Origin of the sequence: Anabaenopsis sp. FSS-46 (assembly GCF_029891665.1) — a bacterium.
Classification (GTDB): domain Bacteria; phylum Cyanobacteriota; class Cyanobacteriia; order Cyanobacteriales; family Nostocaceae; genus Anabaenopsis; species Anabaenopsis arnoldii.
The window spans coordinates 1-26,756 of the sequence record NZ_JANQDG010000117.1; the positions used below are offsets into that span (position 1 = coordinate 1).

Consider the following 26,756-nt stretch of genomic DNA (forward strand, 5'->3'; position numbering starts at 1 on the left):
AGCTAATATTTTAGCTAAAGTAGCGATCAAACTAGGTTTAGACCTAAGTGGAGTCAGTAGGGTGTCTTTGATAGCACCATTGAAAGTTCGTTTATGGGCTATTCAAGAATCCCCCGGCTTCTAGCCGTGGGGAGTATCAAAGCAATCAAAATAATCCCCGATAGTGAATAAAAACCACAATTGCAGACCAAGACCCCAAAGTAACTTTTATTGCTACTAATAAATTAAGCAAGGGAATCGCGCCACCACTAAAAAGTGTCCCCAATTCTCCGTGGGGTAATTCAAATCCACTCAATGTTATCACTGCTAAGACAATAAAAACCAGCACCGAAATCTTCTCCCACATAGTAGCCTTCCAGCGCTTGTAAATCCCTTGCATCCATTCGGGTGAGGAGGTAATGGCTACTAAGCCGATCGCTGTTCCCCCCGCTACCCCAGCGGCGAAACCACCACCGGGGCTTAGGTGTCCTCTAATTGCTAGTTCGATACCTACTAACGCAGAAATAGTCGCCCCCAAACGCGCCAGGATAATTGATGGTTCGTCTTGTAACTGAGAAATTTCTGATAAAGGTTTCTCATCAGCTAACAGATACCGCGCCCCCATGATGGCGATGGTAAATACTACTACTTCAAAGATTGTGTCATAGAGGCGATTTCTGAGAATAATCCCGGTGACTGCATTGGGTATACCACTATCTTTGACAATGGATGCAACTACAGACATATCTCCTAAATCCTTGAGGGAATTGGGGATAATCAACAGGATACAGTAAAAGGCTATGCCAGCGGCAATGTAAACCCATTTCATAGCTAGTTGTCCTCTATTTTGGTAAATTTACATAGGATATAGTTGTCAATGGTGACGAAATCTCAGCCTTGATGATTTCATAGATGCGTTGAATTCTAGTCACAGTGTGATAGGGTTGGCTTTGCTCGCCAGTCTCATCCCCTTGGTCACAGGTGGCATGAATTTCTTTATCTACAAGGGCTTTGTGTAATTCTTTGCTATTAATATAAGTAATTACCTCAATACGCATATAGTGTTTACGGAAAATTCGGCGTAATTCCTCCATCAATGGCTGAAAATGGTCTTCCCCGTCTGCGATTACCCCCAGACGCAAAACCAAAGATGAACGCACGGCGATCGCATATAGAGTAACAGCCAGGAACGTCCCCATTAAAGCTTGGGTCAGAGCCACATCTGCCGCCCCCAAAACAGCAAACACCAAAGCCGCCACAGCGCCCAATATTCCCTGAACAACCAAAGCATTGTATGGGTTGACCTGAAGTACCACCATCAAGGCCGATAAGGGTAACAGGGCCGTAATTATATAGATATAATTATCATTCATAGTCAGCCTCGGTAGTAGAACAGTATGCCAACACATAGCCCAAGACTGTATTCCAAATTGCCAAGGAGATAAGACCCAACAGCAGCAAAGGCCATTCACTGGGTATTTTCAGCAGCAGTCCGAAAATAATACTCATAGAGCCGAGGGTATCCGCCACCGAAAGACTATGGAGCTTAAATAATACCGACCGATGACCCAGGAGGGGGAAGGTTCCCCAAAACCAAAAGGCGATGCCTAAACCTATGCAAATATAACTAATTATCTCTATCATAAATTACCCATGCGCTTCAGTAGATGTGCCAATAACATTAATCCCGCATTACCCACACTCAGGATAATAATCCCCACCACGCCAATCATCCAATCATCACGTAAGACGGATACCATCAGAATCATAATTGATGTTTTGGTGGCAATACTGGCAAAAGCTAACATTTTTTGCCAAATATCATCATCTTGCCAAGCCTCATACATGGGTATGAACAAAGCCAAAATCATCGCAATCATTACCGGATTCATCCCCGTGGCCTCCGTCTTCGGACTCGGTGTACTTCATACCACCCCTGTTCATGATATTTTAATACAATAGTTTTAGGTGTAAAAGTAATCAAGAAAATATCCAGAAAAATCAGCCCTGGGGTGCGTTGGGGTTTAACTCTTTCAATAATTACATCTTCGTGATTATGGGGACGGAAAATTATTTCCACCGCCTCAAAATACGCCTGGGGAATGGCCACAAGCACCTCACCCAGAACACGCAACCAATCCCTTAATGCTTCTGGTACTCTCTGACGACCAGGTAATAACAGTGCAACGGTAACACCAATAATGATATTTGCCACACTCAAATCCGAGGTGAGCAAAAACCAAATAGTCAGTCGCAATATCAGATTTAAATGCCCAATCATGCTAGTATCATCCCCAACAATAGGAGCAACATCAGAGTCATGACACCAATCAGATGTTCAAATTGCTCAAGTACACGTGGCAAACTTACTACTAACCGCTGAAAAACCCAAATATATCCTACCCAGGCAACGCCAATGATTCCCAGGGCTTTGATGATATTTGGTACTGTGTATGCATCGTCATATACCCCAATCCCCCCAATGATGCCCCCTGTTAAGATGATGATCGGTAGCCATAAACCAGGGGGAATCTCCACTTCTTTCTTGTGGGGTAGAAAAATGAATTTGGCATACACTACCGCTGTTCCCACAGCCCCAATATTCATTAATATCTCTTGCCAAGGTAGGACATTTTTCAATGTCAACATTTTAGCCCCAAAACCTACCAAGAAGGGAAAGCCAGAAATTGACAAGCTACCAATAACTAAGGGAATCCAGATCCTAGTATTCATGGGCTGCGATCGCAGTTCCTGGAAATTGCGGCTGGGTAAGTTCCCTGCAATCAGGAACAACAAAGACTTGACCAGCCCATGGCCTAAGGCATAAACACCCCCCACCGCCGGCGCTGCTAGAATCCACCCCAATTGGGAAACAGTACTAAATGCCAGGGTGCGCTTGGTATCCTTTTCAAATAAAGCATAGATTACCCCCAGTAGGGCTGTCCCCACTCCAAATATCCTAACAATGGGTTCAACCTCACTCACCATTAATGCACAGCGCACTAAGGCAAAAACACCAGTTTTAACCACCACTCCTGATAACATAGCTGATACCGGTGTTTCTGATTCTGAGTGGGTCAAGGGTAACCACAGTCCTGATACAAAGATGCCCCCTTTTGTCAATAGTCCGAGAAAAATCAGGGCGATCGCTGTGTTAGGTGCTGTACTCAACCCAGTAAAACTAAAGGAACGACTGGCTTGATAAACCAAAGCCGCCCCCACTAGATAAAACAGCATTGCCGTGTTACTGACAAATAAATAGCGCAGCGCCACCCAAATAGAGCGTTGACTACGGGGATAGGAAATCAGAAGAAAGGCTGCAATACCCACCACCTCAAGGGCTACATATAAACTGATGAAATCCGCACAGATAAACGCCGCATTAACGCTACCATGTAAGATGATAGCCTGAGTATAAAAAAAAGCTGTCTTCTGTTTCCCCCAACAGTAGAGGATCACTGCTGTCGTCACCAGAGCATTAGTTAATATAAAGTAAGCACTTAACTGATCAACCAGTAATGTCACCCCGAAATTATCCAGTAATTCCAGTGTTAACGGGGAATCCTGTACAAAAACCTGGAAGGCATATACAGCGGAAATTACGGTGACACATAAGGACACATATCGATCAAGTTGGGGGAGAAGATAAATAACGAACCCCAAAAAAAATGGTAGTGCAATCCAGGTGATGGTGATGGTACTCATGGGGTATTGTTCTTCTCGATTTCGTTACTTTCCAAAGTGGGATTATCCCGCGCCAGCTTCATCACACATACCAGCATTAAGGACTGAATGGAAAATCCGATCACAATTGCTGTTAAAATCACCGCCTGGGGCACCGGGTCGGCGTAGGTGGGATTTTCCCCAGGGGAAACAATGGGTGTGAATAAGCCTGCCTGTGATGCAATTAGCACATAGTAGGCGATTACACCGGTACTCATAACATCCATAGAGATGATCTTCATCACCAGGTTCTTTTTCAAAATTATGCCGAAAAATCCGCACAATATGGTAAATAAGATAGATGCATCTAACACGGTAACTGTCTGTTTAGTAGTGGTAATAAGTAGCTAGCCTATGAAACATTGGCTTCCTCTAAAGATTTTTTTTCTGTGGGTGGTTGTTTAAATGCAAACCGCAATAAAGGTGGTGCCAAGAAGGTTGTTAAAATCACCATGATAATAATCGCCGCCTGTAGTGGTTTATCCAGAGTACCACTAGCAGCACCAATCCCCGCAAATACTAACCCAACTTCACCACGGGGAATCATCCCTACACCAACTGCTAATCGGTTAATTTTAGCTTGGCCAAAAACTGACCAACCAGTGACAACTTTGCCAATGATTGCGACCACAATTAAGAAGGTAGCAATGATTAAACCCTCACGATTTCCCGGAACTAGAGGATTAAGAACACCTAAATCAACTTTGGCACCAACTGCAACAAAGAAAACAGGGACTAAAATATCAGCAATCGGTTTGACCTGCTCATCTAGCTCTTTGCGTTTATCAGTTTCGTCCAAAACTAAGCCAGCTGCAAATGCCCCTAAGATCGCCTCTAAATGAATAGCATTAGCCAGAAAAGCCATCAAGAACGCAAATATCAATGCTGGTATAATTAAGTTGCCGCGCGTTTGCAATTTATCAGCAATGACCACAAAACTTTGATTGAAATATTTACCCAGCAAAATTGAGCCGACGAGGAAAACTGTAGCGCTGACAATTAAATAGATGACATTTAAGATATCAACTTCCCCTGTTTTGGCTAAACTCGCCACTACTGCCAAGACAATAATGCCTAAGATATCATCAATGACAGCCGCACCGACAATGATTTGCCCCTCACGAGATTTTAACTGCCCAAGTTCCGACAAAACTTTAGAGGTAATACCAATACTAGTAGCTGTCAGTGCCGCACCTGCAAAAATTGCCGGAATTAAGGGAGCATGAAATAAGAACAGCAGTCCCGCTGTCCCAGCCGCAAAGGGAACAGCTACCCCGACACAGGCTACAACTGTTGCTTGATAACCGACTTTCGTCAGTTCTTTTAAGTCTGATTCCAAACCAATTTCAAATAACAGAATAATCACACCCAGTTCCGCCAGGACGGAAATGATTTCACTTTGGCTGTGAAAAATTTCTGTTACTGCTTCGGGGCTGATGTTGTTAATCAATTGCAGGACACTTATAATGGCGGAATCGGCAGCAGCTGCTCCACTCTCAGTAAATACCACTAAATGTAGAGCCGAAGCACCTACCAACACGCCACCCAGTAATTCACCTAAAACAGGAGGCAAATCTATGACTCTAGACAACTCACCGCCAATTTTACTGGCAAGATAAATAACTACTAAACTGAGTAATACACCAGCCAAGACAATGGGGGCATTTTCAGCTTCGTTCGTGGTGGCCAGAAAAGGACTTTGCCAAAAGGAGTTAACTATCAATTCCGAAAAAATCATGTTACTTATCTGTGATCTTGATTAATGAAAGTGTTAAATAAATGACTGCAAGAAACAGTAATTCACACATCTAGTTAAATAATGAACCTTCATACTTGCAGCCATTAACCTCAGATCAGGAGTGATATTGTGTAGGTTTGCTTTCCCTGACTGCATGGGTATCTACTAAAGCCAAAGCTCTGGTAAGTGCTTCAGCACGATTCATGAACCAATGCTCCCTCGATACGAAATTCAAAACACCCAGCTTTTCTAAGCGGCGTTTCACTTTCCCAGATGCACCAACAATTAAGATTTTACGACCTTGCTCATAAGCATCTTTAATTGCATTTTCAATGGCTAAAGATGCGGTTACACCCAACATTGGCACATCGCTGATATCTAAAATCAATACGTCGGAGTCGGCCATTGCTGAATGTTCCCGGGCGATCGCTTTAGAAACTCCAAAGATCATCGGTCCACTGAGGTAGAATAAGACCACCCGCCCATTGGCTTGATCAAATAATGCCTTCTCTTCATCGTTCAAGACAATGGCATCATCAGCATCGGTAATGGTTTTGACATCCTGAGCTTGTAACTGCGAAAGACGTTCAATGGTTAAAATATTGGCAATGAACACTCCCACACCCACAGCAATAATTAAGTCAACAAATACGGTTAAGAACATGACACCGTACATAATCACCGCCCCTTTGAGGGACACCTGATGAGCGCGTTTTAAAAAGCTCCAGTCGAGAATGTCAATCCCCACTTTAAGCGCAATACCCGCCAATACTGCCATGGGGATGCTTTGAGTTAAACTAGATCCCCACAAAACTACCACCAGTAAAATCAAGGCGCGAGTTATACCAGATAAAGCTGTTCTAGCACCGGTTTGGATATTTACCACTGTTCCCATGGTAGCACCCGCCCCAGGCAGCCCACCACATAAACCAGATACTACGTTAGCAATACCTTGACCAATTAACTCCTTATCAGATTTGTGTTCGGTACGAGTCAAACTATCAGCAATTACCGCAGTTAATAAAGTATCAATACATCCGAGCATCCCCAACATTACCCCATTAATCACCATCACAGTAATTTGTGATGCATTAAAGGTAGGCATTTGTAATGTTGGTAATCCCATGGGAATTTCCCCAATTCTTCTGATGTTATCATCGCCGAAAAATACCAGGGAAACTATTGTGACTACTACTAAAGCAACTAATTGTGGTGGGGCAAAACGCTTGTATTTAGATGGTATTAAGAAAATAATTGCCAAGGTCATGCATCCCAAGGAGGTTTCCACAGGATTAATCTTGCTCAACAGTTCTGGCAAAGCTTGCACCATTCCTAAAACCCCACCTTTAGGATTAGGTTGTCCCAAAAAGGGTGCAATTTGTAGCAGAATTAAGATCACGCCAATCCCAGACATGAAACCAGAAATGACGCTGTAGGGCATGAGGGTAATATATTTACCCAGCTTGAATATTCCGAATAAGATTTGACATATCCCCGCCAGCATCACTACTGTAAATGCCATTGCCAGGCCAACCTTCTCTCCATTACTCGCTATCATCGAACTGACAATAGCAGTCATGACCACGGTCATCGGCCCGGTAGGTTCAGAAATCAGAGTTGGAGTTCCACCAAATAAGGCGGCGAAAAAGCCCACGCAAACCGCACCATAAAGACCAGCCACAGGACCGGCGCCAGAGGCGACACCGAATGCCAGTGCTAGAGGTAAGGAAACGATGGCGGCAGTTAGTCCACCAAATAAATCCCCTTGTAAGTTTCTAAAATGTATAGTATTCGTCAATTGCATATTAAAGGTATAATTTGTTGCAGAAAATTTACCTTTCCTACGACGAATCACTAAATAGTCATCGCCCATAGAGAAGGCTTGGGTCAAAGGGAGTAACAATTAATTACCTGAAAAACTTATATGAGTTATGAGTTACCCTTAAAGATAGTCTACAGGTTTATCAACCAATTACAAGCCAGAATTTTAAATAAATATTAAATAAATTAAATTCTTTCCATAGATATAAAGCTATGGTTGGTAGGAAATACATAGAAAATAATCAAATATATAAGCAGAAACTATATTAATTTATATATTTCTCTTAAAAAAGAATGCAGATATCTGGTATGTAAGCTATCGCTTTAATGTTTTAGTACCTATTAATTGCAATACTGTTAAGGTAAAGCTCTGTGCAAGTATATATGTATAGCTTGCGGTAGATTGTGAAAACCGGTATTTATTCCCTGAGAAAGTAGTTATGACATCTGGGACTGTGTATAGTGAACCCAGGAGGAGTGCAGTATGGTGATTGACCACTACAGAAAATTAAAGATTACATAATACTGGCAAAACTATGTTGCGAGTAAGTTAGGGAGTTTAGTCAAAAGTTGGGCGAATTTTAGTAACTATAGTCATCCTATTTGAGTTGAGAAATTATCAGTGAAGAAAGGGAACAGAGAACAGAAATTGTTCAGAAATCAAATAGGAGTCCTCTACCTGTATTTTCATTTAGGAAAACTACTATGACCACACACGAGGAACTGCACCAATGGCATGAATTAGCACAACAATTGCGGGTTGATAGTATTCGCAGTACCACCATTGCTGGTTCAGGTCATCCTACCTCGTCCATGTCGCCGGCGGATATGATGGCGATTTTACTGTCTAAGTATCTCCGCTATGACTTCGATCACCCAGGAAATCCCAATAATGACCGCTTGATTTTCTCCAAAGGTCATGCAGCACCATTACTATATAGTATGTATAAGGCTGCGGGAGTAATCAGCGATGAAGAACTGCGATCGCTACGGCATTTTGGCAGTCGTTTAGAAGGTCATCCCACACCTGCTTTACCTTGGGTAGATGTAGCGACAGGTTCTTTAGGACAAGGATTAGCCATTGGTGTTGGCATAGCTTTAGCAGGTAAATATTTAGATCAACTACCGTATCATACATGGGTGCTACTGGGTGATAGTGAAAGCGCCGAAGGGTCGGTTTGGGAGGCCTTTGATCATGCGGCACACTATACCTTAGACAATCTCATTGCCATTATTGATGTCAATCGCCTCGGTCAAAGGGGTCAAACCGAATTAGGATGGAATACACAAGCTTATGCCAACCGTGCTAGAGCCTTTGGCTGGCAAGCCATTGAAATTGACGGTCATAATTTAACCGAGATAGATCAAGCATATAGCGCGGCTGTAACTGTGAATGATCGCCCCACCGTAATTATTGCCCGTACCATCAAAGGTAAAGGAGTAGCCTCCCTAGAAGACTTAGGTGGGTGGCATGGCAAAGCCCTAAAACCTGATGCTCAAACCCAGGCCATTGCCGAGTTAGGTGGAGAACGGCAGATAATCATTGAGGTAGATAAACCAGAAGAACAAAGACAACCAGCCAGCATTGGTAAAGCCATACCATTGCAACTCCCCACATATAACAAAGGTGCAAAAGTTGCTACAAGACGAGCCTATGGTGATGCGTTATTAGCATTAGGAGCCGCCCAACCTAATGTTATTGCCCTTGATGCAGAGGTGAGTAATTCCACTTATGCCGAAGACTTCGCCGAAGCCTATCCTGAGCGGTACTTTGAGATGTACATTGCTGAACAGCAAATGGTAGCAGCTGCTGTGGGCTTGCAGGTGAGAAAATACAAACCCTTCGCTTCTACCTTCGCCGCCTTCTTGACTCGTGCCTACGACTTTATCAGGATGGCCGCTGTTTCTCGTGCCAACATTAAATTAGTCGGTTCCCATGCAGGGGTATCCATTGGTCAAGATGGGGCTTCACAGATGGCCTTGGAAGATTTAGCAGCATTCCGAGCCGTGTGGAGTAGTACCGTACTGTATCCCAGTGATGCCAATCAAACAGCCAAATTAGTGGCACAAATGAGCGATCGCCATGGTATTGTTTACCTGCGCACCACCAGAGAAAGTACACCAGTCATCTATGATACTAACCAACAATTCCCCATTGGTGGTAGCAAAACCATTCACAGTTCCCCGGGCGACCAAGCAACAGTCATTGGTGCGGGTATCACAGTACATGAAGCCATTAAAGCCTATGACAGACTGAAAAAAGAAGGCATCACAATTCGCGTCATCGACGCTTATTCAGTCAAACCCATAGATGTGCAGACACTACATCAAGCAGCACGGGATACCAGAGGTAATTTAGTCGTTGTCGAAGACCACTGGATACAAGGCGGATTAGGTGCTGCAGTCCTGGATGCCTTTGCTGGTACTAGTAATACTCCCTTTTATCATGGGCCACAACTGCGATTAATTAAATTAGCGGTGCGGGATATGCCAGGTTCAGGTACACCAGAAGAACTACTTCATGCTGCCGAAATAGATGCCGATGCCATTGTAGAAGCGGTGAAATCCCAAGTTAGACAGCCAGTAGGAGTATAAGCAGCAAAATATAACTCTTTCCTTCGATAGGAGTTAACAGTAAAAGCCACAGTTATCTTAGAAACTACTGTAACCAGGAGTTAGGAAAATGACTGACAAGTATCATACAGGAACCAACGACGAACACTTTAACCTGATTAGCGTATTGTACCACGCACTCAAGTGTTCCGCCTGCTGTGAAACATATATCAAAGATGCCGAACAAGCAGGCGATCGCGAACTCGTCCAATTCTTCCAAAATATCAAACAGGAAAACCAGAGAACAGCAGACAGAGCCAAGCAAATGCTTGCACAACGCACAGAGCAACTAGTAGCACATTAGACAACCGAGAACAAGGAATAGACAATAGAGATTGTCTATTCCCCAGCTCCTTGAAAAAACCCATATCAACCAACACCAACCACCGAAATCAAATCCCGACGACACCTTTCCCAAGCCAGAGTAGTAGAAATAATTTCATCCAGGTCATTATATTTTGGTTGCCAACCCAGTAACCTACCAATTTTCTCAGCACTAGCAATCACACAAGCCGGGTCACCGAGGCGACGTTCTGCCTCCACAACAGGAAAATCCACCCCAGAAATCTCCTTCACCCGTTCAATAACCTCACGGACACTGTATCCTTGTCCATAAGCACAATTGAGAACCTGGCTATCGTGACCTTGCTCCAAATAAGTCAAAGCATTTAAATGTGCAGCTGCTAAGTCTTCCACATGAATATAATCTCTAATTGCCGTTCCATCTGGTGTAGAAAAATCCGTACCAAAAATTTGCACCCCTGCTCTGCGTTGCAATGCAGCATCACAGGTAACGCGAATCAAATGAGATGCATCTTTTAACATCTGCCCCAATCGTCCACCAGGTTCTGATCCTGCCACATTAAAGTATCGTAAAATTACGTAACGTAAATCAGAAGCCTTGGCATAGTCACGAATCAGCCACTCACAAGCAAGCTTAGAACGTCCATAGGGATTAATCGGTTCAGTGGGCGTAGATTCAGTTACGGGAACTGTTGCAGGTTGTCCATAGACAGCGGCTGTACTAGAAAAGATAATTTGCTTTACACCCATGTTGTGGCAACAACGGAGTAAATTCAGGGTATTACGAGTATTGTTAGCGTAATAGTCCAGGGGATAACAAACAGATTCGGGTACACTCAGACTGGCAGCAAAGTGTAAAACCGCAGTAAATTGGTGCTGAGAAAATACCCGCCACAGGTGTTCTGAATCTTTTAAATCACCAATAATTAACTCACCATGTAATACTGCTTGAGGTGAACCCGTAGAACAATTGTCATAGACGACAACATCATAACCTGCTTCTCCCAACTGACGAACTACATGAGAGCCAATGTATCCTGCTCCCCCAGTGACTAAGACTTTTTGATTCATCTGCCTTTACCTAGTAGTACTACACGAATGGTTTTGAAAAAGATTGCTAAATCTAAAGCCAGAGAATAATTCTTGATGTAGTAGAGGTCATAAGCTAGTTTTTCCCTAGCATCCTCCACTGATGCGCCGTAGGGGTACATCACCTGGGCCCAGCCTGTAATTCCCGGTTTGACAACGTAACGTAAGTCATAGTAAGGAATTTCTTCTCGCAGCTTGACATCGAATTCTGGTCGTTCTGGACGCGGGCCAATCAGGCTCATTTCTCCGCGTAGAACGTTTAAAATTTGTGGTAGTTCATCGATTCTGATCAGGCGTAACCAGCGTCCTACTCTAGTAATTCGCGGATCTTGCTCGTTAGCCCACTGCGCTCCCCGTTTTTCCGCATCCTCATACATAGAGCGGAATTTGTAGACTCTAAAGGGCTTTCCATCCAGACCAGCTCGCATCTGTGTGTAGAACACTGGCCCTGGACTATCTAACTTAATCGCTACTATTACTAGCAACATCAGTGGAGATAACAACCCCAGTAATGACCATGCCAGAATAATGTCTAATAGCCGCTTGAGTTTTTGGCTAATACTGTCAGCTACTAAATTAAAACCATTACCAAAAGCCAGCCAGTTGTCCTGAAGCACAGATGAGGGAAGTTTATACCACAAAGTTTCACAAATATCGGGAATACCGTAGATGGAGACACCAGACAAACGTAACTGGATTAACTGCTGTGTATGTACATCAGATAATTCTGTTGCTACTATTACCCCTGACCAAGATTGTTGACTCCATTGGGGTAGGTCATTGAGGCTCCCGGTAGACACTCGATTACTTTTCCCTAACTCATTAATGTTCTGCTCGGCAGTTGTTAGTACAACCAAGCGACCTAAAGAATTGTGTTCTAAAAAAGTTTCACCAAATAAAATGGCTTTTTTAGTTGCACCTAAAATTAGCCAACGGCTTTGTTGAGCTTGCGATCGCGCCCAGTTTGAAGACCATATTCTTAATCCTATAGCCCAGAGGGTAAATATACCTAAACTAGGGAGCAATATCCCTCGTTGTAAAACTAGATATTGTCCCCAAACACCAGTACAGTAAATCAGAGAGGCCACCATACAGCCCACAACTGCATTACTGACCAAAACCCGGTAGGGAGAACGTAAACCTGATATTTGGGTCTCTGGATGGTAAGTATTTGCTAAATACAAACCGGCGAGAATTAGGCAGAAAAATAAATAAATTATAGGTTCAAATTCAGCCCCTTGCCACCAGATGCAAAGGGATAAACTTAAGGATAAACCCACAATATCCCCTAATAACAGTAGGACACTGAGGATATTATCTATGTGATATAAATTCTTGGTTTTTCTGCCAATACTAAAAGTCGTATTCATATGTATAAATCAGTAATAATTCGAGACGGAACTGGCAAAATATCTCAGAAAAACACATCATGCCTCCTTGAAAACCAAGACATGATTTACAGGAATACACAACTGAATTTCATCAGATTAATGAGAAACAAGTCTCGGGTTTTCTCTCCGCTATTTTTGTATTGATGGTTATTGAGTGTCATGGAGAACTTAATATATTTGGATTCCTCACTTCTACGTCAAAATCACTTAAGTTTAAAAATTCAGTAAAATCACCTTAGTTTGTTATGGACTAAGGATAAAAAATCAGTATTATTGCGGTTAGAATAATTTCAGTAAAATCACCTTTATTATTTGTAATAAATAATATATTTAAGTAATTTCTGCTATAGGGTGAAACGGGTAAAATTACGTTTGTTATCAACACTAAAAATCTTAGATAATTCATAATGTTGTTGATCAATTATCAGAGGATATGATGTGATTTGAACTATAGTCATCTTCTACTGCATCTTTAAATATCACTACAAATAAGGCAATAAATTTCTAAAATTTCTATTAGTGTCAATATATAGAGTATTAACTGATGTATGCCTTACTATCAAGAAGAACAAGACCAGATCAATTTACAAAAGTATTGGCTAACTGTAAAAAGACGTTGGTTACTGATAGCAACCATTATCGGGTCTGTTTTTGGACTGACGGCCTTCGTGACTTTTAGTCAAAAGCCGATTTATGAAGCCGAAGGTCAGTTGCTTTTTGATAAGCAAAATAGTATTTCTTCTCTAACGGGTGTGACTGAACAGCTCGGACAACTAAGTGGTGTGGGAACCGGATCCAACCCTTTGGACACCCAAGCTGAAATTATTCGCTCCCACCCCCTAATTCAAAAAACTATTTCTGAGTTACAGTTAAAAAATCAAGATGGACAACCTTTAGGAATCAATACTTTCAGGAGTAAATTAAAAGTGGAAACTGTTCGAGGGACTGATGTTTTGCAGCTTTCCTACCGTAGTGTTGACCCTGAAGAAGCCAAAGCGATTGTTAATCAATTGATGTCTGCTTATCTGGAGAATAATGTACTGACCAACCGTTCTCAAGCTACCGCGGCACGGGAATTTTTAAGTAAAGAGTTACCCGTGGTTGAAGCACAGGTTGCAGCAGCAGAATTGGCACTACGTCAGTTTAAAGAAAAATATGAGGTTGTACTTTTAGAAGAAGAAGCTAAAAAAGGAGTTGAAAGACTCTATGAAATATCTAACCAAATCACTCTGCTGCGGGCGCAGTTGGTAGATGCTAACAGCCGTTCTGATGCTTTGCAAAATCAATTGGGATTGAATACACAGCAAGCTACAGCAATTAACACCTTGAGTCAGTCAACAGCAGTACAACAAGTGTTATCAGAATACCAAAAGGTTCAAGATGAGTTAGCTGTGGAAAGGTCTAGGTTAACAGATGAACATCCCACAGTCGTCAACTTATGGGAGAAAGAACAAGCTCTCAAAGCACAGTTAGAAGGAAGAGTCAGTCAAACCCTAGGTAGTTCACAGCCAATTCGAGAGCAAGATTTACAAATGGGACAACTCAAACAAGCCTTAACTGCTAATTTAGTGCAAGTAGAAGTAGAACGTTTGGGGTTGGAGAATCAAGTTAATGTATTGACCCAGGCTTTTGCAGCTGATGAAGCCCGTCTGAGAACCTTACCGAAGCTCGAACAACGACAACTACAGCTACAACGACAGCTACAAGTGGCAAGAGTTGTCTATGAACAAATGCTGACAAGATTCCAAGAAGTGCAAGTGGTGGAAAACCAGAATGTAGGTAATGCAAGAATTATTTCTGAGGCTTTATTGCCGGATAAATCAGTTTCTCCCCGTATTCAATTGAACCTAGCACTAGGTGGATTTTTAGGATTCTTCTTGGCTTTTGGAGCCGCTTTATTACTAGATGCTGTGGACAAGTCTGTGAAAACAGCCGAAGAGGCCCAGCAGTTATTCGGTTATCCTTTGTTGGGTACGGTTCCTAGGCTATCTCGTGATCAGAATACAACAGAATTACCTGTACTCAATAACCCTTACTCATCGGTGAATGCAGCCTTTGAAATGCTGCAAATCAACCTTGGTTTTAGCCTTTCCGACCAGGAACTCAAGCTAATTGTGGTCAGCAGTTGTCTACCAAGTGAGGGTAAGTCTTTTGTGGCGGCTAATTTGGCAGTGGCTACTGCCCAGATGGGAAGGCGAGTACTATTAATTGATGCAGATATGCGCCGTCCCCGTCAACATGAACTGTGGAAACAACCTAACTTGATGGGGTTAAGTAATATTTTAGTGGGGCAGGCAGCCCTGGCACAAACCACTCACGAAGTCATGGTAAATCTAAACTTAGTTACTGCGGGAACCATACCCCCTAACGCAGCCGCCCTATTAGACTCACAGCGGATGCAGCAGTTACTGCAACAGGCTTCCCAAGATTATGATTGCGTGATTATTGACACGCCACCTTTGAGATTTATTGCTGATGCGTCAATTGTCGGGAAAATGGCAGATGGAGTACTATTAGTTGCCCGTCCTGGTGTGGTTAATTCTGATGCTATTATCACTACAAAGACACTGTTAGAAAATTCGCGGTTGTCCGTGTTGGGCATGGTGGTAAATGCCGTATCTAATAACAGTACTTACTCTTACAATCATTATTATAACTATCATTCTAAAAACGGTTATAGGAAAAACCATACTATTGAGGCTCAATTTAAAGAAATCACCGGCAAATGGTTCAATAAATCCTAATTAGTATTATGTCATGCTCCTCGAAAACCTTACCTAGTAATAGCATCAGTGGAAATACGTTTTCTAAAATTCGATGAAATTACCTATTGTTTTTTTGTGGAGAAGGCATAAGATATGAAAATTGCTGAACTTAAGCCTTTTTATAGGATGCAAGCATCGAATTATTAACAATCTGTACACTAGTATAGGAGGTCAAATTGTCCAGAAGGTGCGATCGCAATCGGAACCGTTCAAAACGTAGAGCTATTTACTGTCCTATTCATGGATGTTATCTTGATAGCGTTAGTCAAAAATATAGAATTTATGCAGATAAATTAGGTCAGTTATACCAACGGTTTTCAAGTCAGCGTAATGCGTCTTTATTAATAGGCAAATATACAACAGTTCCCCTCAAAGCAGAGTGGTTAGAGGCTTTTTGGTGTCAAGAGTGTCAGCAAAGAAACTGGTATTATATCCGTCACTTTGATGATGGGAGATACGAGATTTCTTTAGCTCCCAGGGAACTATGGCAACAAGTAACAAAGCTGATTGATTCTCAAGTTCATGGTTCTATGGGTGACTTTACGCGGATGAACGCCAGACTTTAGCAGTTCCTGATTAGAAAAAGTAATACTCTTGTAGATTAAATTTAATTTTCGGGTTAATTTTCGGGAGACTGAAGCCAAATGCTAGACAAATATACAAAAAGTCTGTTCTCATGGCAGGAAAAAGCCTCTGGAAAATTAGCAATTCTTCAAAATGTAGCGTGGCTATTTTTTGATCGCATTCTGCGCATGGGGGTGGGGTTATTTGTGGGTGTTTGGGTGGCGCGTTATTTAGGAGTAGAAAAGTTTGGCATCTTTAACTATGCTACTGCTATTGTTGCCTTATTCAATCCCTTAACAAAGCTGGGTTTAGATGGGTTAATAATCCGTTCTATTGTCCGTGAGCCAGGAATTAAAGACCAAATTTTAGGGACAACTTTTTGGCTCAAGTTAGCTGGTGCAATAGCATCTATATTCTTAGCAGTTAGCTCTATTTTTGTATTGCATCACGATGACCAGTTAACTGTAGGGATAGTGGCAATTTTGGCAACGGCGGGAATTTTTCAAGCCTTTGATGCAATTGACTATTGGTTTCAGTCTCAAATACAGTCTAAATATACTGTAGTTGCCAGGAATACGGCATTTATTATTACAGCACTGGTGAAAGTTGCTTTAATTAAAATGCAAGCGCCGTTAGTTGCTTTTGCTTGGGCTACATTAGCAGAAGTTGCACTGGGTACCGTAGGTTTAATAATTGCTTATAGCTTTAAGGGTTATTCAATATTCTGGCGTTGGAGTCTGACACTTGCTAAGACTTTATTGAAAGAAAGTTGGCCTTTGATGTTATCTGGTTTAACCATCATGATTTATATGAAAATTGACCAGATTATGTTGGGGGAAATGGTTGATACTACCGCTGTGGGTTTGTATTCAGCAGCCACCCGTATTTCTGAAGTTTGGTATTTCATTCCGATGGCGATCGCTTCTTCGGTTGGTCCAAGAATTTATGCGGCTAAGGACATAAGCGAAGAAGTTTATTATCAAAAAATTAAACAATTACTGCGGTTACTACTGGTAATTTCTATTATTATTGCTGTACCTATGACATTTCTGTCGAACAGAATAATTACAATACTTTTTGGTAGTAGCTATTTAGCAGCAGGTTCAATATTAGCAATTCATATCTGGGCTGCTGTATTTGTATCTATGGGAATCGCTACAGGAATTTGGTTTGTAGCCGAGGGTTTTACCCATTTGGCTTTCCAGAGAAACTTGATTGGGGCAGTTACCAATATATTTTTAAATCTCTTTTTAATTCCAGCTTATGCTGGACTAGGAGCGGCGATCGCCACTGTAATTTCTTATGCAATTGCTAGTTTTTTATCTCATAGCATTAATCTCAAAACGAGAAAAATATTTAAATTACAAATTCAAGCATTCTACTTTTTTCATAAATAGATAAATCATATCTACACATATTTACATTAGGAGATATTATGTCAATTAAAATTGGAATCATCACCTATCATCATACAATTAACTATGGAGCAGTCTTACAGACATATGCCATATTTAAATTTTTACAAAACAAGGGATATGAAGTAGAAGTAATTGATTATCGACCAGAATCAGTTAGCTGGGAAGAAAAAAGATATTTATACTTATCTAAATATTTTCTTTTAAATCCCCTAGGCGGAATAAAAAGAAAATGGAATATGAATAAGTTCATAGATAAATATATTAAATTGAGTCCCGGTAGATTTTATAATCTTGATAGCTTGACTCAATGTAATCATTCATATGATTATATGATTTGTGGTAGTGATGAGATTTGGAATATCAATGTAAGAGGATTAGACAAAGCCTATTTCCTAGACTTTGTAAGTAATCAACAAACTCTTAAATTCAGTTATGCTGCGAGTTTTGGATCTACAAAAGTTTTGGGAATTGATCAGCCAGAAATATCTCAAATATTTAAACAATTTCATGCTATTTCAGTCAGAGATACTAATAGCGTCAAATTAGTTAAACAATGTGGTTTTCATGCAGAAAAAGTTATTGATCCAACCTTTCTAATCAATTATGAAGATGTTATAATTTACCCTAACATCAAGAATAAATATTTACTTGTCTATGGTTACTTAACGATAAGTGAAGCTGAATATGTCAAAATTTTAGCCGAGAAGGAAGGTTTAGAAATCATTTCTATAGGTTCACGTAACTTCACAAAGTTTGGCAAATTAGATTTATTTGATATCAGTCCAGAAAAATGGTTAGGGTTTTTTAGTCAAGCTAGTTTTGTGGTTACTAAGTTTTATCATGGTGTAATATTTTCTTTAATTTTTAACAAACCATTTCTTGTTTTTGATCAACAAAGTAAATCCGTTAAGATAAATGATTTGTTAAGTATGTTAAATTTAAAACCGATGATGTTAAGTTTAACCGAAACAGACCAGAGTACAATAAAAATAAGTGATGACCATAAGTTATCATCATACATTATGACTGATTCCGAAAAGAACGAATTAAAGAAGCACATTGAATATTCTCAGAATTATCTGCTTTATAAAGCATTAAAATAGCTCATTTTTTCAATACTCTTATGATTAATAATCCTCTCCTGCAAAAACTAATTAACCAATATCAAATGCTTAAATTCAGAGTAAATTTAACTTTTGATTATTATTATGATCTGCAAAGGTTTTTTCAATTTTCTGCAACAAATAATCCCTATACAACAAAGACTATGCTGCAAGGGAGAATTATTGCTCACTATCATGTCATAGAAAAAGGGCTATCTTTAAAGACTCCCAGGCCTGGTTTTGGAGCTAATATAGTAAATAATTTACTATTACTACTTAAACACTATGAAGAAAATTATGGGTTAGATGAAGTAACTGAGGTAGCTATTAATGTTTTATATTCTTATTACAAATTTAATCTGAGCCATAATTGTAATCATGAACAACTTTACCAGAAAATAATTCAAATTAAAGATGAGAAATCCCTTAATAATGAATATTTATCAGAGGGAGGTACAATTGAAATTAAAAAAGCACATATTCATAAAACTGCTTTGATAAATTTTCAAGATTTTGTCAATAGTAGACACAGTATTAGAAATTTTGCTAATGGTGATGTAGATATAAAGTTGATAAAAGAGGCGGTTTCAATTGCTATAAAAACTCCTTCTGTTTGTAATCGACAAACTTGGAAAGTTCATGTTTACAGTCATCAAGAAATTAAAAATAAAATTTTGAGCCATCAGAATGGTAACCGAGGCTTTGGACAGGATGCTGATAAAGTACTAATAATTACTTCAGACCTCAATTATTTTACAGGTTCTTCAGAGAGAAATCAGTGCTTTGTAGATGGTGGTTTATTCGCAATGTCTCTAATTTATGCTTTGCATTCATTGGGACTGGGAAGTTGTTGTTTAAATTGGTGCGTGAGTCACCAAACAGATAAACTTATGAGAAAAGATGCAGGTATTAAAGAATCTGAAACCGTAATAATGATGCTTGCGGTTGGTAATTTACCTGATGAATTATCTGTTGCTAACTCTGCTAGAAAAGCAGTGGAGGAAGTTTTAGTTTTAAATCATTAAAAATGAAGGTAATTATATCAACCTATAAGCGGAGATTTATAGATGATTAAACCACTAATCGTTAACACAATGGATATAGACGGGGGTGCCGCTCGTGCAGCTTATCGGCTACATCAAGGGCTAAAACAAATAAATATTGATTCCAGAATGCTCGTTGGAAATAAGACTAGTGATGATATTACAGTTTTAGGAACAAATAATAAACTAGATAAAGCATGGATAAAAATAGCAGGAGCGTTAGACTCCCTACCCCTAAAAACCTATTCCCCTAGTCACAATTTAATGTTCTCCTTGCAGTGGTTACCTGATCAAATAGGAGCAAAAGTAGTTGAAATTAATCCTGATGTAATTCACTTACATTGGATTAATACCGGTTATATGCAAATAGAAACACTTGGGAAGTTCAAAAAACCGATAGTTTGGACACTACATGATATGTGGGCATTTACAGGGGGGTGTCATTATAGTGAAGATTGTGATAAATATACAATGTCTTGTGGTGCTTGTCCACAACTAGGAAGTCATAGAAAAGGTGATATCACTCAATGGATTTGGCAGAGAAAAGCTAAAGCATGGTCTAATTTAAATTTAACTATAGTCACCCCTAGTCTTTGGTTGGCTGACTGTGCTAAAAAAAGTCTTTTATTCCAGAACTTAAGAATTGAAGTTATACCCAATGGGTTAAATACTCAAGTTTACAAACCCATGGATAAAATAATGGCTAGAAAGTGGCTCAATTTACCATTAGATAAACATCTGATATTGTTTGGCGCTATTAACCCCACCGCTAATAAACGCAAAGGTTTTCATTTACTCAAACCTGCTATACAGAAGTTAAGCCAACAACACAACTCCAACAATATCGAATTGGTTATTTTTGGTGCATCTCAACCTTCACAGGTTCCCAATTTTGGGTTCAAAACACACTACTTAGGACGTTTACATGATGATATAGGACTAGCATTAGTATATTCAGCCGCAGATGTGATGATAGTACCATCTCTTCAAGAGGCTTTTGGACAAACTGCATCTGAGTCATTAGCTTGTGGTACACCAGTTGTTGCTTTCGACATAACCGGTTTAAAAGATATTATCGATCATCAACATAATGGCTACTTGGCTAAACCTTTTGATGTGGATGATTTAGCTCAAGGAATTACTTGGGTATTAGAGGACAAAGAAAGATTAATAAATTTAAGTAAGAATGCTCGGGAAAAAGTTGAGCGGAACTTTAGTTTAGAAATACAGGCTAACAGTTATTTATCAATATATAAATATGTTTGTGAAAATTAACTGCTAGATGTACGGCTTAGAGCATCTTCTTAGAAAAGAGGGGTAAAAAATCATGTCAATAGGCAATTTAGATCAAAGTTTATATGGGAATGTTAATAAAGTCAATTCCAGTCCCTGTATACTCCTTTTTGATTTGGAAACGGGAGGACATCACTCAAGTTATATTCGCCATCTAGTGAATTATTGCTGCGATCAAAAGTTGCCAATTAACCTAGATATTGTTGTATCGCCTAAATTTATAGATGAACATCCTGATGTTGTGGAAATTCCCATTAACAGAAATCAATCACAAATTAGATTTATATCAATAACTGTAGAAGAATATCGCTATTTACTTAATGCAGGTTCTTTATTGCAGAAAATATTTAGAGAGTGGAAATTATATTGTCAATATGCAAGGCTTTTGCAAGCAACACACTGTTTATTAATGTATTTGGATACTCTGCAATTACCTATAGCTTTAGGAGAACAGTCTCCTTGTCCATTCTCTGGGATTTATTTTAGGCCTACATTTCATTACAAAGATTTTAATCACTACACATTTTCTGTAAAAGATATCTTTCGAGGGTGGCGACAAAAATTAATTTTGCATATAGTTTTAAATAACCCCCAGTTTCACTGTTTATTTTGCCTGGACAACTTAGCTACTAAATATATTAAAAAACTTCACTCTCAAGCACAGATTGTTAGTTTAGCTGACCCTGTAAAAACATATAATTCTGAACAAGACAAAATTGACTTAGTGCGCCAAGAGCTTGGTATTAGTAAAGATAAAAAGATATTTCTTCTATTCGGTAAAATAAGTAGTCGTAAAGGTATCTATAAATTACTAGATGCTATTAAGATTTTACCTGATAAAGTTTGTCAAAAGATATGTTTGTTACTAGTGGGTTCTATGGTACAAAAAGATAAAATATTAGTACAAAGTCAAATAGAAATAATTTCTCAGTCTTTGCCTATAGAAATAATTACCTGTGATAAATTTATTGCAGAAGAACAAGTACACCTCTATTTCCAATTATCAGATGTTATCCTAGCTCCCTATCAAAAACACGTGGGAATGAGTGGAATATTATTACTGGCTGCTGCGGCAAAAAAACCCGTATTGGCATCTAATTATGGGTTGATGGGTCAGTTAGTAAGCCAAAATAAACTGGGTATAGCTGTAGATTCAACATCACATGAAGCAATTGCTAATAGCATGACCTATTTTATTGATAATCAAAAAAAACCAGCAGATATTTTTGACTTAAAACTCATCAATGATTTTGTAGAACAAAATTCTGTAGATAATTTTTCCCATACTTTATTTAAAAATATTTGTACAGAAATAAAAGCTGATTTTTTATAGGTTAAGAAAATATGAATATACATACATCTATTTTATCTTCCCCATTTTACTTGAAATTAAAAATATTATTATTCTCAATAGCTTTATTTGGGTATGGAATAATTGCCTCTTTTATTTACGATGGATCAACTTCGCGGTTGCTAACTCTACCTTATCGGGCATTTATATTTTTACTGAGTATACTAGTATTTTTAACTAATATTAATCATAATAACCATCAAAAAACAAGTAATTCAGGTAAAATATCATTACTGTACTTTGTGTTTATATATATTTTTTTCTACTCCTTAAGACTAGTCCATGATGTCGTATACCAAGATATATTTCGAGAACCTAGGGAATACTTGTTATTTTGGTTTGGTATGTGCTTAATACCAGGGATAACATTTATATTTTTAGATTTTAAGCATTCCCAAAAATATTTATATTTATCCTGGCTCTTATTGGCGATCGCATCAATTTTAGCAATACCTCTCATTTTACAAGAACAAGCCAGTGGAACATTTGTCGCACAGGGGAGATTGGCCAGGGAAGCATTAAATCCAATTTCCTTGGGACACCAAGGTGGTTCACTATTATTAATCAGTCTCTACATTTTACTTAATCAACAAGATAGCAATAATAAAATTACTCAAAATTTATATATATTATTTTCATTCATCGGTTTGATATTACTCTTTTTCGCTTCTTCCAGAGGTCCAGTTATAGCGGTTAGTTTCTGCTTTATTTTATATTTAATTAGAATTTTTGTACAAAAGTCAAAAGGTAATGTATGGAAAAAAATGGGTGTCATTATAATGTTGATGGTTTTTGCAAATCTTGCCCTTTCATTTGCATTGGATTCGGGTAGTAGTTTAATAGAACGTTTTTCTTCTACTGCTAATGATTTTGATAGTTCAAGATTTGTACAACGCCCAGAACTATATCAGACGGCTATTGAACTCATTGCCAAACATCCAATATTTGGCTATGGTTTAGAACTACCTGGTGTGGGATATCCACACAATATAATACTTGAAGCATTTCTTGCTACTGGGCTTGTAGGCGGATTTTTATTTATGATACTTTATATTTATGCCGCAATCAAAGCATTAAGAATAATTATGTATGAAAATAATCCATGGGGATGGTTAGGGATTATTTATATTCAGTATGCTATTGCTGGTATGTTTTCTGGTTCTTTATACAATTCATATATGTTTTGGTATTTATTCTTCGCTATTTGTGGTTGGAAGAAGTTAAATACAGCCCCCGGACAATAGCAATTTTGACTCATACCTTGATTTGGTTTCAATTATGAATTATTCTCCCATTGCACTTTTTGTCTATAAGCGTCCTGAGCATACTCGCCGTACATTAGAAAGTCTTATCCAGTGTCCTGAGTTTGCTGATAGTCCCCTCTATGTTTTTTGTGATGGTGTGAAAAAAGAAGAAGATAGAGAAAAGGTAAATCAAACTCGTGAATTAGTCCACTCTTTATTAAATGAAAAAGCCAATATTATAGAATCTTCAGAAAATAAGGGTCTAGCAAATTCAATTATTGCTGGAGTCAGTCATATATGTGAAATATATGGTCGTGTAATAGTTCTAGAGGACGATTTAGTAGTAGCGCCTGAGTTCTTAACATTTTTAAACAACGCTTTAGATAAGTACCAAGATCAAGACTCCGTAATGCAAGTTTCTGGATATATGTTTCCAATTCCAGAGTTAATACCGGAAACCGAAGCCCTATTTTTACCCTTCATATATTCTTGGGGATGGGCTACATGGCAAAGGGCTTGGTCAAAGTTTGACCCACAAAGTACTGGATGGGAAGTATTAAAGAGTGATAAAAATATGCGATCGCGTTTTGATTTAGATGATAACTACGGTTTTTTTGATATGCTAAATCAACAAATGTCTGGGAAAATAGATTCTTGGGCAGTTCGCTGGTATTGGAGTGTTTTTAAACATAATGGATATGTACTATATCCCCCAAACAGTTACATTATTAACATCGGTTTAGATGGTAGTGGTACACATGGTTCTTGGTATGTAAATCAACGTTTAAAACAGATTCATTATCAACAAAAATTGAGTCAATTTACACTACCAGATGATATTAAAATCAACGAAGACAAATTTAAGCTTATTAAAAAATATCTCAGAACTTTACAGCCCAAATGGGTGAAAATCCTGAAAAAATTCTTGATCCCTAGTTGGGTTGTAAAACTTCGTAAATGTGCCTTAGCTGTTCGTAATTACTTTGTTTGAATAGTCTGAGTATCTCAAGTTTGATCTATTTTGAATCACCACAAACACTAATTTATTAAGGTATCATATGGCTGTAAAATTTGTGAAATCTTTGATAAATACCCAAAAAATTAAATACATACAGCAAATATCAATTTTTTCCTCCTTTTTAAATTCTAAGTTAGGTGAATATAGCCGTATATATCCCTTTACTAAAGTAAGTGACACCCAAATTGGAGCCTATACTTATATATCTTACGGATGTATAATTAACAATTGTCACATAGGTAATTACTCTTCAATTGCTCGTGGTGTAAAAATTGGTTTGGGTAAACATCCGGCAAATTTCATTTCAACATCACCAATATTTTATTCTCTCAATAACCCTTTAAAAAAATTGTTTGTCAGATCGCAAAAGTTCACGGAATTTGAAAGAACAACTATTGGTAATGATGTCTGGATAGGAGTCAACGTTGTGATACTTGATGGCGTTACTATTGGAGATGGTGCAATCATTGGTGCTAATGCTGTTGTCACTAAAGACATTCCACCTTTTGCCATTGCAGTAGGTTCTCCTGCAAAAATCATTAGATATAGATTTTCCGAAGAAAATATGCAGAAACTATTGTCTATAAAATGGTGGAATAAAGATATTTCAGAATTAGAAAATGTTAAAGATTTATTTCAAGCTGAGGCTAATGATTCATTCATTGATAAATTAACAGACCTCATGGTTTGAAATTTTCTCTAGTAATTACATCGTTGAAAATATGGCAATTAATATTAAATCTTAAATTTCTCAGTTCTTTGGTATCCAGATTAAATATAATCATGAAACAAATCGCTATTCTTACCCAATATTTCTATCCCCATCAAGGTGCAACCTCTCAGCTAATTACAGACTTAGCTAAGGGACTGTCCCACAGGGGATACACTGTTAATATATTCACAGGAACCCAAGCAAAACAAACCACCCCAGAATCACTAAATCTTAAGATTAACCGCGCCTTCTCCCCCATTAAATCCAGCACCAGCATTTACAGTAAAATTGCCAGTTCAATATTTTTCCTCCTGGGCGCTTTATGGTATGTGATATTTCAAGTACCCCCTAGTACCCCCCTGTTAATTGCTTCTAACCCCCCCTACGCTGGTGTTTTAGGTATATGTTTTAAAATTATCCATCGGGGTAAATATTATTTTCTCCTGCAAGATATCTTTCCCGAATCAGCTGCAATGTCTGGAATAATCAAGGAAAACAGCATCATATATAAGTTCCTCAGCAAAGTTATCTATTTTACTTATAAATATTCTGAGTATATCATTGTTCTCACCACATCAATGCAGGAATTTATAGAGAAAAAATATCCTGATTTAAAATCTCGAATTAAAATCATTGAAAACTGGTCTATTGCAGATATTCCTATTGTGAAGAAACAGGAAAACCAATTTGCTCAAAAGTATCAGCTTCAGCAAATATTTACCGTTTTATATTCAGGTAATTTGGGTAGAATGCATGATATTGAAACCATAACGGAAGCGGCAAAAATACTTAGGGATGAACCGATTAGATTTGTATTTATTGGTGATGGTGCCAAAACTCAGATAGTTAAACAAGCTATTGATACCGAGCATCTGCAAAACATTCTTATACTACCATACCAGGCGCGAGAAGTATTACCTCTATCATTAACAGCTTGTGATATTTCCTTAGTTAGCCTGATACCAGGCGCAGAATACATAGTTGCACCCTCAAAACTTTACGGAATGCTAGCAGCAGGTAGGGGAATTATATCTATATCGGTATCAAATTCATATATAGACCAGCTATTAAGTAATTCTGGTTGTGGGATTAATATTCCCCCTAATCATCCTCAGTACCTTGCTGATATAATTCGTCAACTACAAAGTGACGAAGAAAAAGTTAAACTCATGGGTGAAAGAGCGCGCCAACTATATGAAAACAAATATACATTTCATCGTGCCTTAAGTGAATATGAGCAGATTCTGTTTTCTTCACCCTTAGAGGATGTTTGAAAAGTTTTCAACAGGTAATTTTTATCTTAGGGAACACACCGAACAGGGAACAGGGAACACCGGAAGGATTGGGAAGGATTGGGAAGGATTGGGGAACACACAAAAAACAATAAAATCTAGTCCCCTCCTTTTGCAAAGGGGAGGGAAAATGTCATCTTCAGATCACAAGTGTTGAATGTCGTTACAAAACTTTACATATTTAAGTATAGTAGTCTTATCAAGGGTAGAAATGTCAGCATTTCATAATATCTTCCATCCAATGGACATAACTGATTTGTTGACACATACAAGCCTGAAGATAGCGGAATTTATCT

Annotated in this window: 24 protein-coding genes; 13 read left to right on the forward strand and 11 right to left on the reverse strand. The window is 38.8% G+C overall.

All coding sequences use genetic code 11. The features are described from left to right. Positions 1-145: 145 nt before the first annotated feature. The 9 genes from NWP21_RS14410 to NWP21_RS14450 all read right to left on the reverse strand — a co-directional run bounded on the left by NWP21_RS14410 (position 146) and on the right by NWP21_RS14450 (position 7,244). The gene (locus tag NWP21_RS14410; RefSeq protein ID WP_271734873.1) at positions 146-808 is read right to left on the reverse strand and encodes a Na(+)/H(+) antiporter subunit B; all 663 of its coding nucleotides are present in this window, start codon (positions 806-808) and stop codon (positions 146-148) included. A gap of 13 nt (positions 809-821) precedes the next feature. Further along, positions 822-1,352, reverse strand: a complete 531-nt coding sequence (locus NWP21_RS14415) for a DUF4040 domain-containing protein (protein ID WP_280793206.1) — start codon at positions 1,350-1,352, stop codon at positions 822-824. Next, positions 1,345-1,623, reverse strand: coding sequence for a monovalent cation/H(+) antiporter subunit G (locus NWP21_RS14420; protein WP_280793207.1), 279 nt, complete (start codon positions 1,621-1,623; stop codon positions 1,345-1,347). Before NWP21_RS14420 ends, NWP21_RS14415 begins: the two co-directional genes overlap by 8 nt. Continuing rightward, positions 1,620-1,871 carry a hypothetical protein gene (locus NWP21_RS14425; protein ID WP_271734876.1) on the reverse strand — a complete coding sequence of 84 codons (252 nt, stop codon included), beginning with the start codon at positions 1,869-1,871 and terminating at the stop codon, positions 1,620-1,622. Before NWP21_RS14425 ends, NWP21_RS14420 begins: the two co-directional genes overlap by 4 nt. Then, positions 1,868-2,260 (reverse strand): Na+/H+ antiporter subunit E, encoded by a 393-nt coding sequence (locus NWP21_RS14430; protein ID WP_280793208.1) that lies wholly within the window; start codon positions 2,258-2,260, stop codon positions 1,868-1,870. The genes NWP21_RS14425 and NWP21_RS14430 overlap by 4 nt, the downstream gene beginning before the upstream one ends. After that, positions 2,257-3,684 (reverse strand): cation:proton antiporter, encoded by a 1,428-nt coding sequence (locus NWP21_RS14435; protein ID WP_280793209.1) that lies wholly within the window; start codon positions 3,682-3,684, stop codon positions 2,257-2,259. Before NWP21_RS14435 ends, NWP21_RS14430 begins: the two co-directional genes overlap by 4 nt. Then, positions 3,681-4,016, reverse strand: coding sequence for a cation:proton antiporter subunit C (locus NWP21_RS14440; protein ID WP_280793210.1), 336 nt, complete (start codon positions 4,014-4,016; stop codon positions 3,681-3,683). Before NWP21_RS14440 ends, NWP21_RS14435 begins: the two co-directional genes overlap by 4 nt. Before the next feature lie 38 nt (positions 4,017-4,054). Beyond that, positions 4,055-5,440 (reverse strand): cation:proton antiporter, encoded by a 1,386-nt coding sequence (locus tag NWP21_RS14445; protein WP_280793211.1) that lies wholly within the window; start codon positions 5,438-5,440, stop codon positions 4,055-4,057. A gap of 115 nt (positions 5,441-5,555) precedes the next feature. After that, complete coding sequence (locus NWP21_RS14450; RefSeq protein WP_280793225.1) at positions 5,556-7,244, reverse strand: SulP family inorganic anion transporter; 1,689 nt, start codon at positions 7,242-7,244, stop codon at positions 5,556-5,558. A gap of 722 nt (positions 7,245-7,966) precedes the next feature. On the opposite strand from NWP21_RS14450, the gene NWP21_RS14455 reads away from it, so the two are divergent. Then, complete coding sequence (locus tag NWP21_RS14455) at positions 7,967-9,856, forward strand: transketolase (protein ID WP_280793212.1); 1,890 nt, start codon at positions 7,967-7,969, stop codon at positions 9,854-9,856. An 88-nt stretch (positions 9,857-9,944) separates the two neighbouring features. After that, positions 9,945-10,178, forward strand: coding sequence for a hypothetical protein (locus NWP21_RS14460; protein WP_280793213.1), 234 nt, complete (start codon positions 9,945-9,947; stop codon positions 10,176-10,178). A gap of 65 nt (positions 10,179-10,243) precedes the next feature. Here the strand turns inward: NWP21_RS14460 and galE are convergent, their stop codons facing one another. Both galE and NWP21_RS14470 read right to left on the reverse strand, forming a co-directional pair. Continuing rightward, a complete protein-coding gene (gene galE, locus NWP21_RS14465; protein ID WP_280793214.1) occupies positions 10,244-11,248 on the reverse strand; it encodes a UDP-glucose 4-epimerase GalE in 1,005 nt (334 codons plus the stop codon). After that, a complete protein-coding gene (locus NWP21_RS14470; protein WP_280793215.1) occupies positions 11,245-12,636 on the reverse strand; it encodes a sugar transferase in 1,392 nt (463 codons plus the stop codon). Before NWP21_RS14470 ends, galE begins: the two co-directional genes overlap by 4 nt. Before the next feature lie 569 nt (positions 12,637-13,205). Between NWP21_RS14470 and NWP21_RS14475 the strand changes: the two genes are divergently transcribed. From NWP21_RS14475 to NWP21_RS14525, 11 genes are all read left to right on the forward strand, one after another. Next, the gene (locus NWP21_RS14475; protein ID WP_280793216.1) at positions 13,206-15,401 is read left to right on the forward strand and encodes a polysaccharide biosynthesis tyrosine autokinase; all 2,196 of its coding nucleotides are present in this window, start codon (positions 13,206-13,208) and stop codon (positions 15,399-15,401) included. Between the two features lie 197 nt (positions 15,402-15,598). Next, positions 15,599-15,988 (forward strand): hypothetical protein, encoded by a 390-nt coding sequence (locus tag NWP21_RS14480; protein ID WP_280793217.1) that lies wholly within the window; start codon positions 15,599-15,601, stop codon positions 15,986-15,988. 78 nt (positions 15,989-16,066) lie between these two features. Continuing rightward, entirely contained in the window at positions 16,067-17,383 is a 1,317-nt protein-coding gene (locus tag NWP21_RS14485; protein ID WP_280793218.1) for a flippase, read from the forward strand. Positions 17,384-17,421: 38 nt separating this feature from the next. After that, positions 17,422-18,507, forward strand: a complete 1,086-nt coding sequence (locus tag NWP21_RS14490) for a polysaccharide pyruvyl transferase family protein (protein WP_280793219.1) — start codon at positions 17,422-17,424, stop codon at positions 18,505-18,507. 20 nt (positions 18,508-18,527) lie between these two features. Continuing rightward, a complete protein-coding gene (locus NWP21_RS14495) occupies positions 18,528-19,532 on the forward strand; it encodes a nitroreductase family protein (protein ID WP_280793220.1) in 1,005 nt (334 codons plus the stop codon). A gap of 45 nt (positions 19,533-19,577) precedes the next feature. Continuing rightward, positions 19,578-20,825 carry a glycosyltransferase family 4 protein gene (locus NWP21_RS14500; RefSeq protein ID WP_280793226.1) on the forward strand — a complete coding sequence of 416 codons (1,248 nt, stop codon included), beginning with the start codon at positions 19,578-19,580 and terminating at the stop codon, positions 20,823-20,825. A 52-nt stretch (positions 20,826-20,877) separates the two neighbouring features. After that, positions 20,878-22,176, forward strand: a complete 1,299-nt coding sequence (locus NWP21_RS14505; RefSeq protein ID WP_280793221.1) for a glycosyltransferase — start codon at positions 20,878-20,880, stop codon at positions 22,174-22,176. Between the two features lie 11 nt (positions 22,177-22,187). After that, a complete protein-coding gene (locus NWP21_RS14510) occupies positions 22,188-23,438 on the forward strand; it encodes an O-antigen ligase family protein (RefSeq protein WP_280793222.1) in 1,251 nt (416 codons plus the stop codon). 34 nt (positions 23,439-23,472) lie between these two features. Beyond that, on the forward strand, positions 23,473-24,429 hold the full coding sequence (locus NWP21_RS14515) for a glycosyltransferase (RefSeq protein ID WP_280793223.1): 957 nt from the start codon (positions 23,473-23,475) through the stop codon (positions 24,427-24,429). A gap of 67 nt (positions 24,430-24,496) precedes the next feature. Then, on the forward strand, positions 24,497-25,147 hold the full coding sequence (locus tag NWP21_RS14520; RefSeq protein ID WP_271734898.1) for a CatB-related O-acetyltransferase: 651 nt from the start codon (positions 24,497-24,499) through the stop codon (positions 25,145-25,147). A gap of 92 nt (positions 25,148-25,239) precedes the next feature. Beyond that, a complete protein-coding gene (locus NWP21_RS14525) occupies positions 25,240-26,442 on the forward strand; it encodes a glycosyltransferase family 4 protein (RefSeq protein ID WP_280793224.1) in 1,203 nt (400 codons plus the stop codon). Positions 26,443-26,756: the final 314 nt, after the last annotated feature.

What these genes read in the sequence shown, in the direction of transcription:
- NWP21_RS14410 (WP_271734873.1), bottom strand. Translation starts at nt 808, where the DNA reads ATGAAATGGGTTTACATTGCCGCTGGCATAGCCTTTTACTGTATCCTG.
- NWP21_RS14415 (WP_280793206.1), bottom strand. Translation starts at nt 1,352, where the DNA reads ATGAATGATAATTATATCTATATAATTACGGCCCTGTTACCCTTATCG.
- NWP21_RS14420 (WP_280793207.1), bottom strand. Translation starts at nt 1,623, where the DNA reads ATGATAGAGATAATTAGTTATATTTGCATAGGTTTAGGCATCGCCTTT.
- NWP21_RS14425 (WP_271734876.1), bottom strand. Translation starts at nt 1,871, where the DNA reads ATGAATCCGGTAATGATTGCGATGATTTTGGCTTTGTTCATACCCATG.
- NWP21_RS14430 (WP_280793208.1), bottom strand. Translation starts at nt 2,260, where the DNA reads ATGATTGGGCATTTAAATCTGATATTGCGACTGACTATTTGGTTTTTG.
- NWP21_RS14435 (WP_280793209.1), bottom strand. Translation starts at nt 3,684, where the DNA reads ATGAGTACCATCACCATCACCTGGATTGCACTACCATTTTTTTTGGGG.
- NWP21_RS14445 (WP_280793211.1), bottom strand. Translation starts at nt 5,440, where the DNA reads ATGATTTTTTCGGAATTGATAGTTAACTCCTTTTGGCAAAGTCCTTTT.
- NWP21_RS14450 (WP_280793225.1), bottom strand. Translation starts at nt 7,244, where the DNA reads ATGCAATTGACGAATACTATACATTTTAGAAACTTACAAGGGGATTTA.
- NWP21_RS14455 (WP_280793212.1), top strand. Translation starts at nt 7,967, where the DNA reads ATGACCACACACGAGGAACTGCACCAATGGCATGAATTAGCACAACAA.
- NWP21_RS14460 (WP_280793213.1), top strand. Translation starts at nt 9,945, where the DNA reads ATGACTGACAAGTATCATACAGGAACCAACGACGAACACTTTAACCTG.
- galE (WP_280793214.1), bottom strand. Translation starts at nt 11,248, where the DNA reads ATGAATCAAAAAGTCTTAGTCACTGGGGGAGCAGGATACATTGGCTCT.
- NWP21_RS14470 (WP_280793215.1), bottom strand. Translation starts at nt 12,636, where the DNA reads ATGAATACGACTTTTAGTATTGGCAGAAAAACCAAGAATTTATATCAC.
- NWP21_RS14475 (WP_280793216.1), top strand. Translation starts at nt 13,206, where the DNA reads ATGCCTTACTATCAAGAAGAACAAGACCAGATCAATTTACAAAAGTAT.
- NWP21_RS14485 (WP_280793218.1), top strand. Translation starts at nt 16,067, where the DNA reads ATGCTAGACAAATATACAAAAAGTCTGTTCTCATGGCAGGAAAAAGCC.
- NWP21_RS14490 (WP_280793219.1), top strand. Translation starts at nt 17,422, where the DNA reads ATGTCAATTAAAATTGGAATCATCACCTATCATCATACAATTAACTAT.
- NWP21_RS14495 (WP_280793220.1), top strand. Translation starts at nt 18,528, where the DNA reads ATGATTAATAATCCTCTCCTGCAAAAACTAATTAACCAATATCAAATG.
- NWP21_RS14505 (WP_280793221.1), top strand. Translation starts at nt 20,878, where the DNA reads ATGTCAATAGGCAATTTAGATCAAAGTTTATATGGGAATGTTAATAAA.
- NWP21_RS14510 (WP_280793222.1), top strand. Translation starts at nt 22,188, where the DNA reads ATGAATATACATACATCTATTTTATCTTCCCCATTTTACTTGAAATTA.
- NWP21_RS14515 (WP_280793223.1), top strand. Translation starts at nt 23,473, where the DNA reads ATGAATTATTCTCCCATTGCACTTTTTGTCTATAAGCGTCCTGAGCAT.
- NWP21_RS14520 (WP_271734898.1), top strand. Translation starts at nt 24,497, where the DNA reads ATGGCTGTAAAATTTGTGAAATCTTTGATAAATACCCAAAAAATTAAA.
- NWP21_RS14525 (WP_280793224.1), top strand. Translation starts at nt 25,240, where the DNA reads ATGAAACAAATCGCTATTCTTACCCAATATTTCTATCCCCATCAAGGT.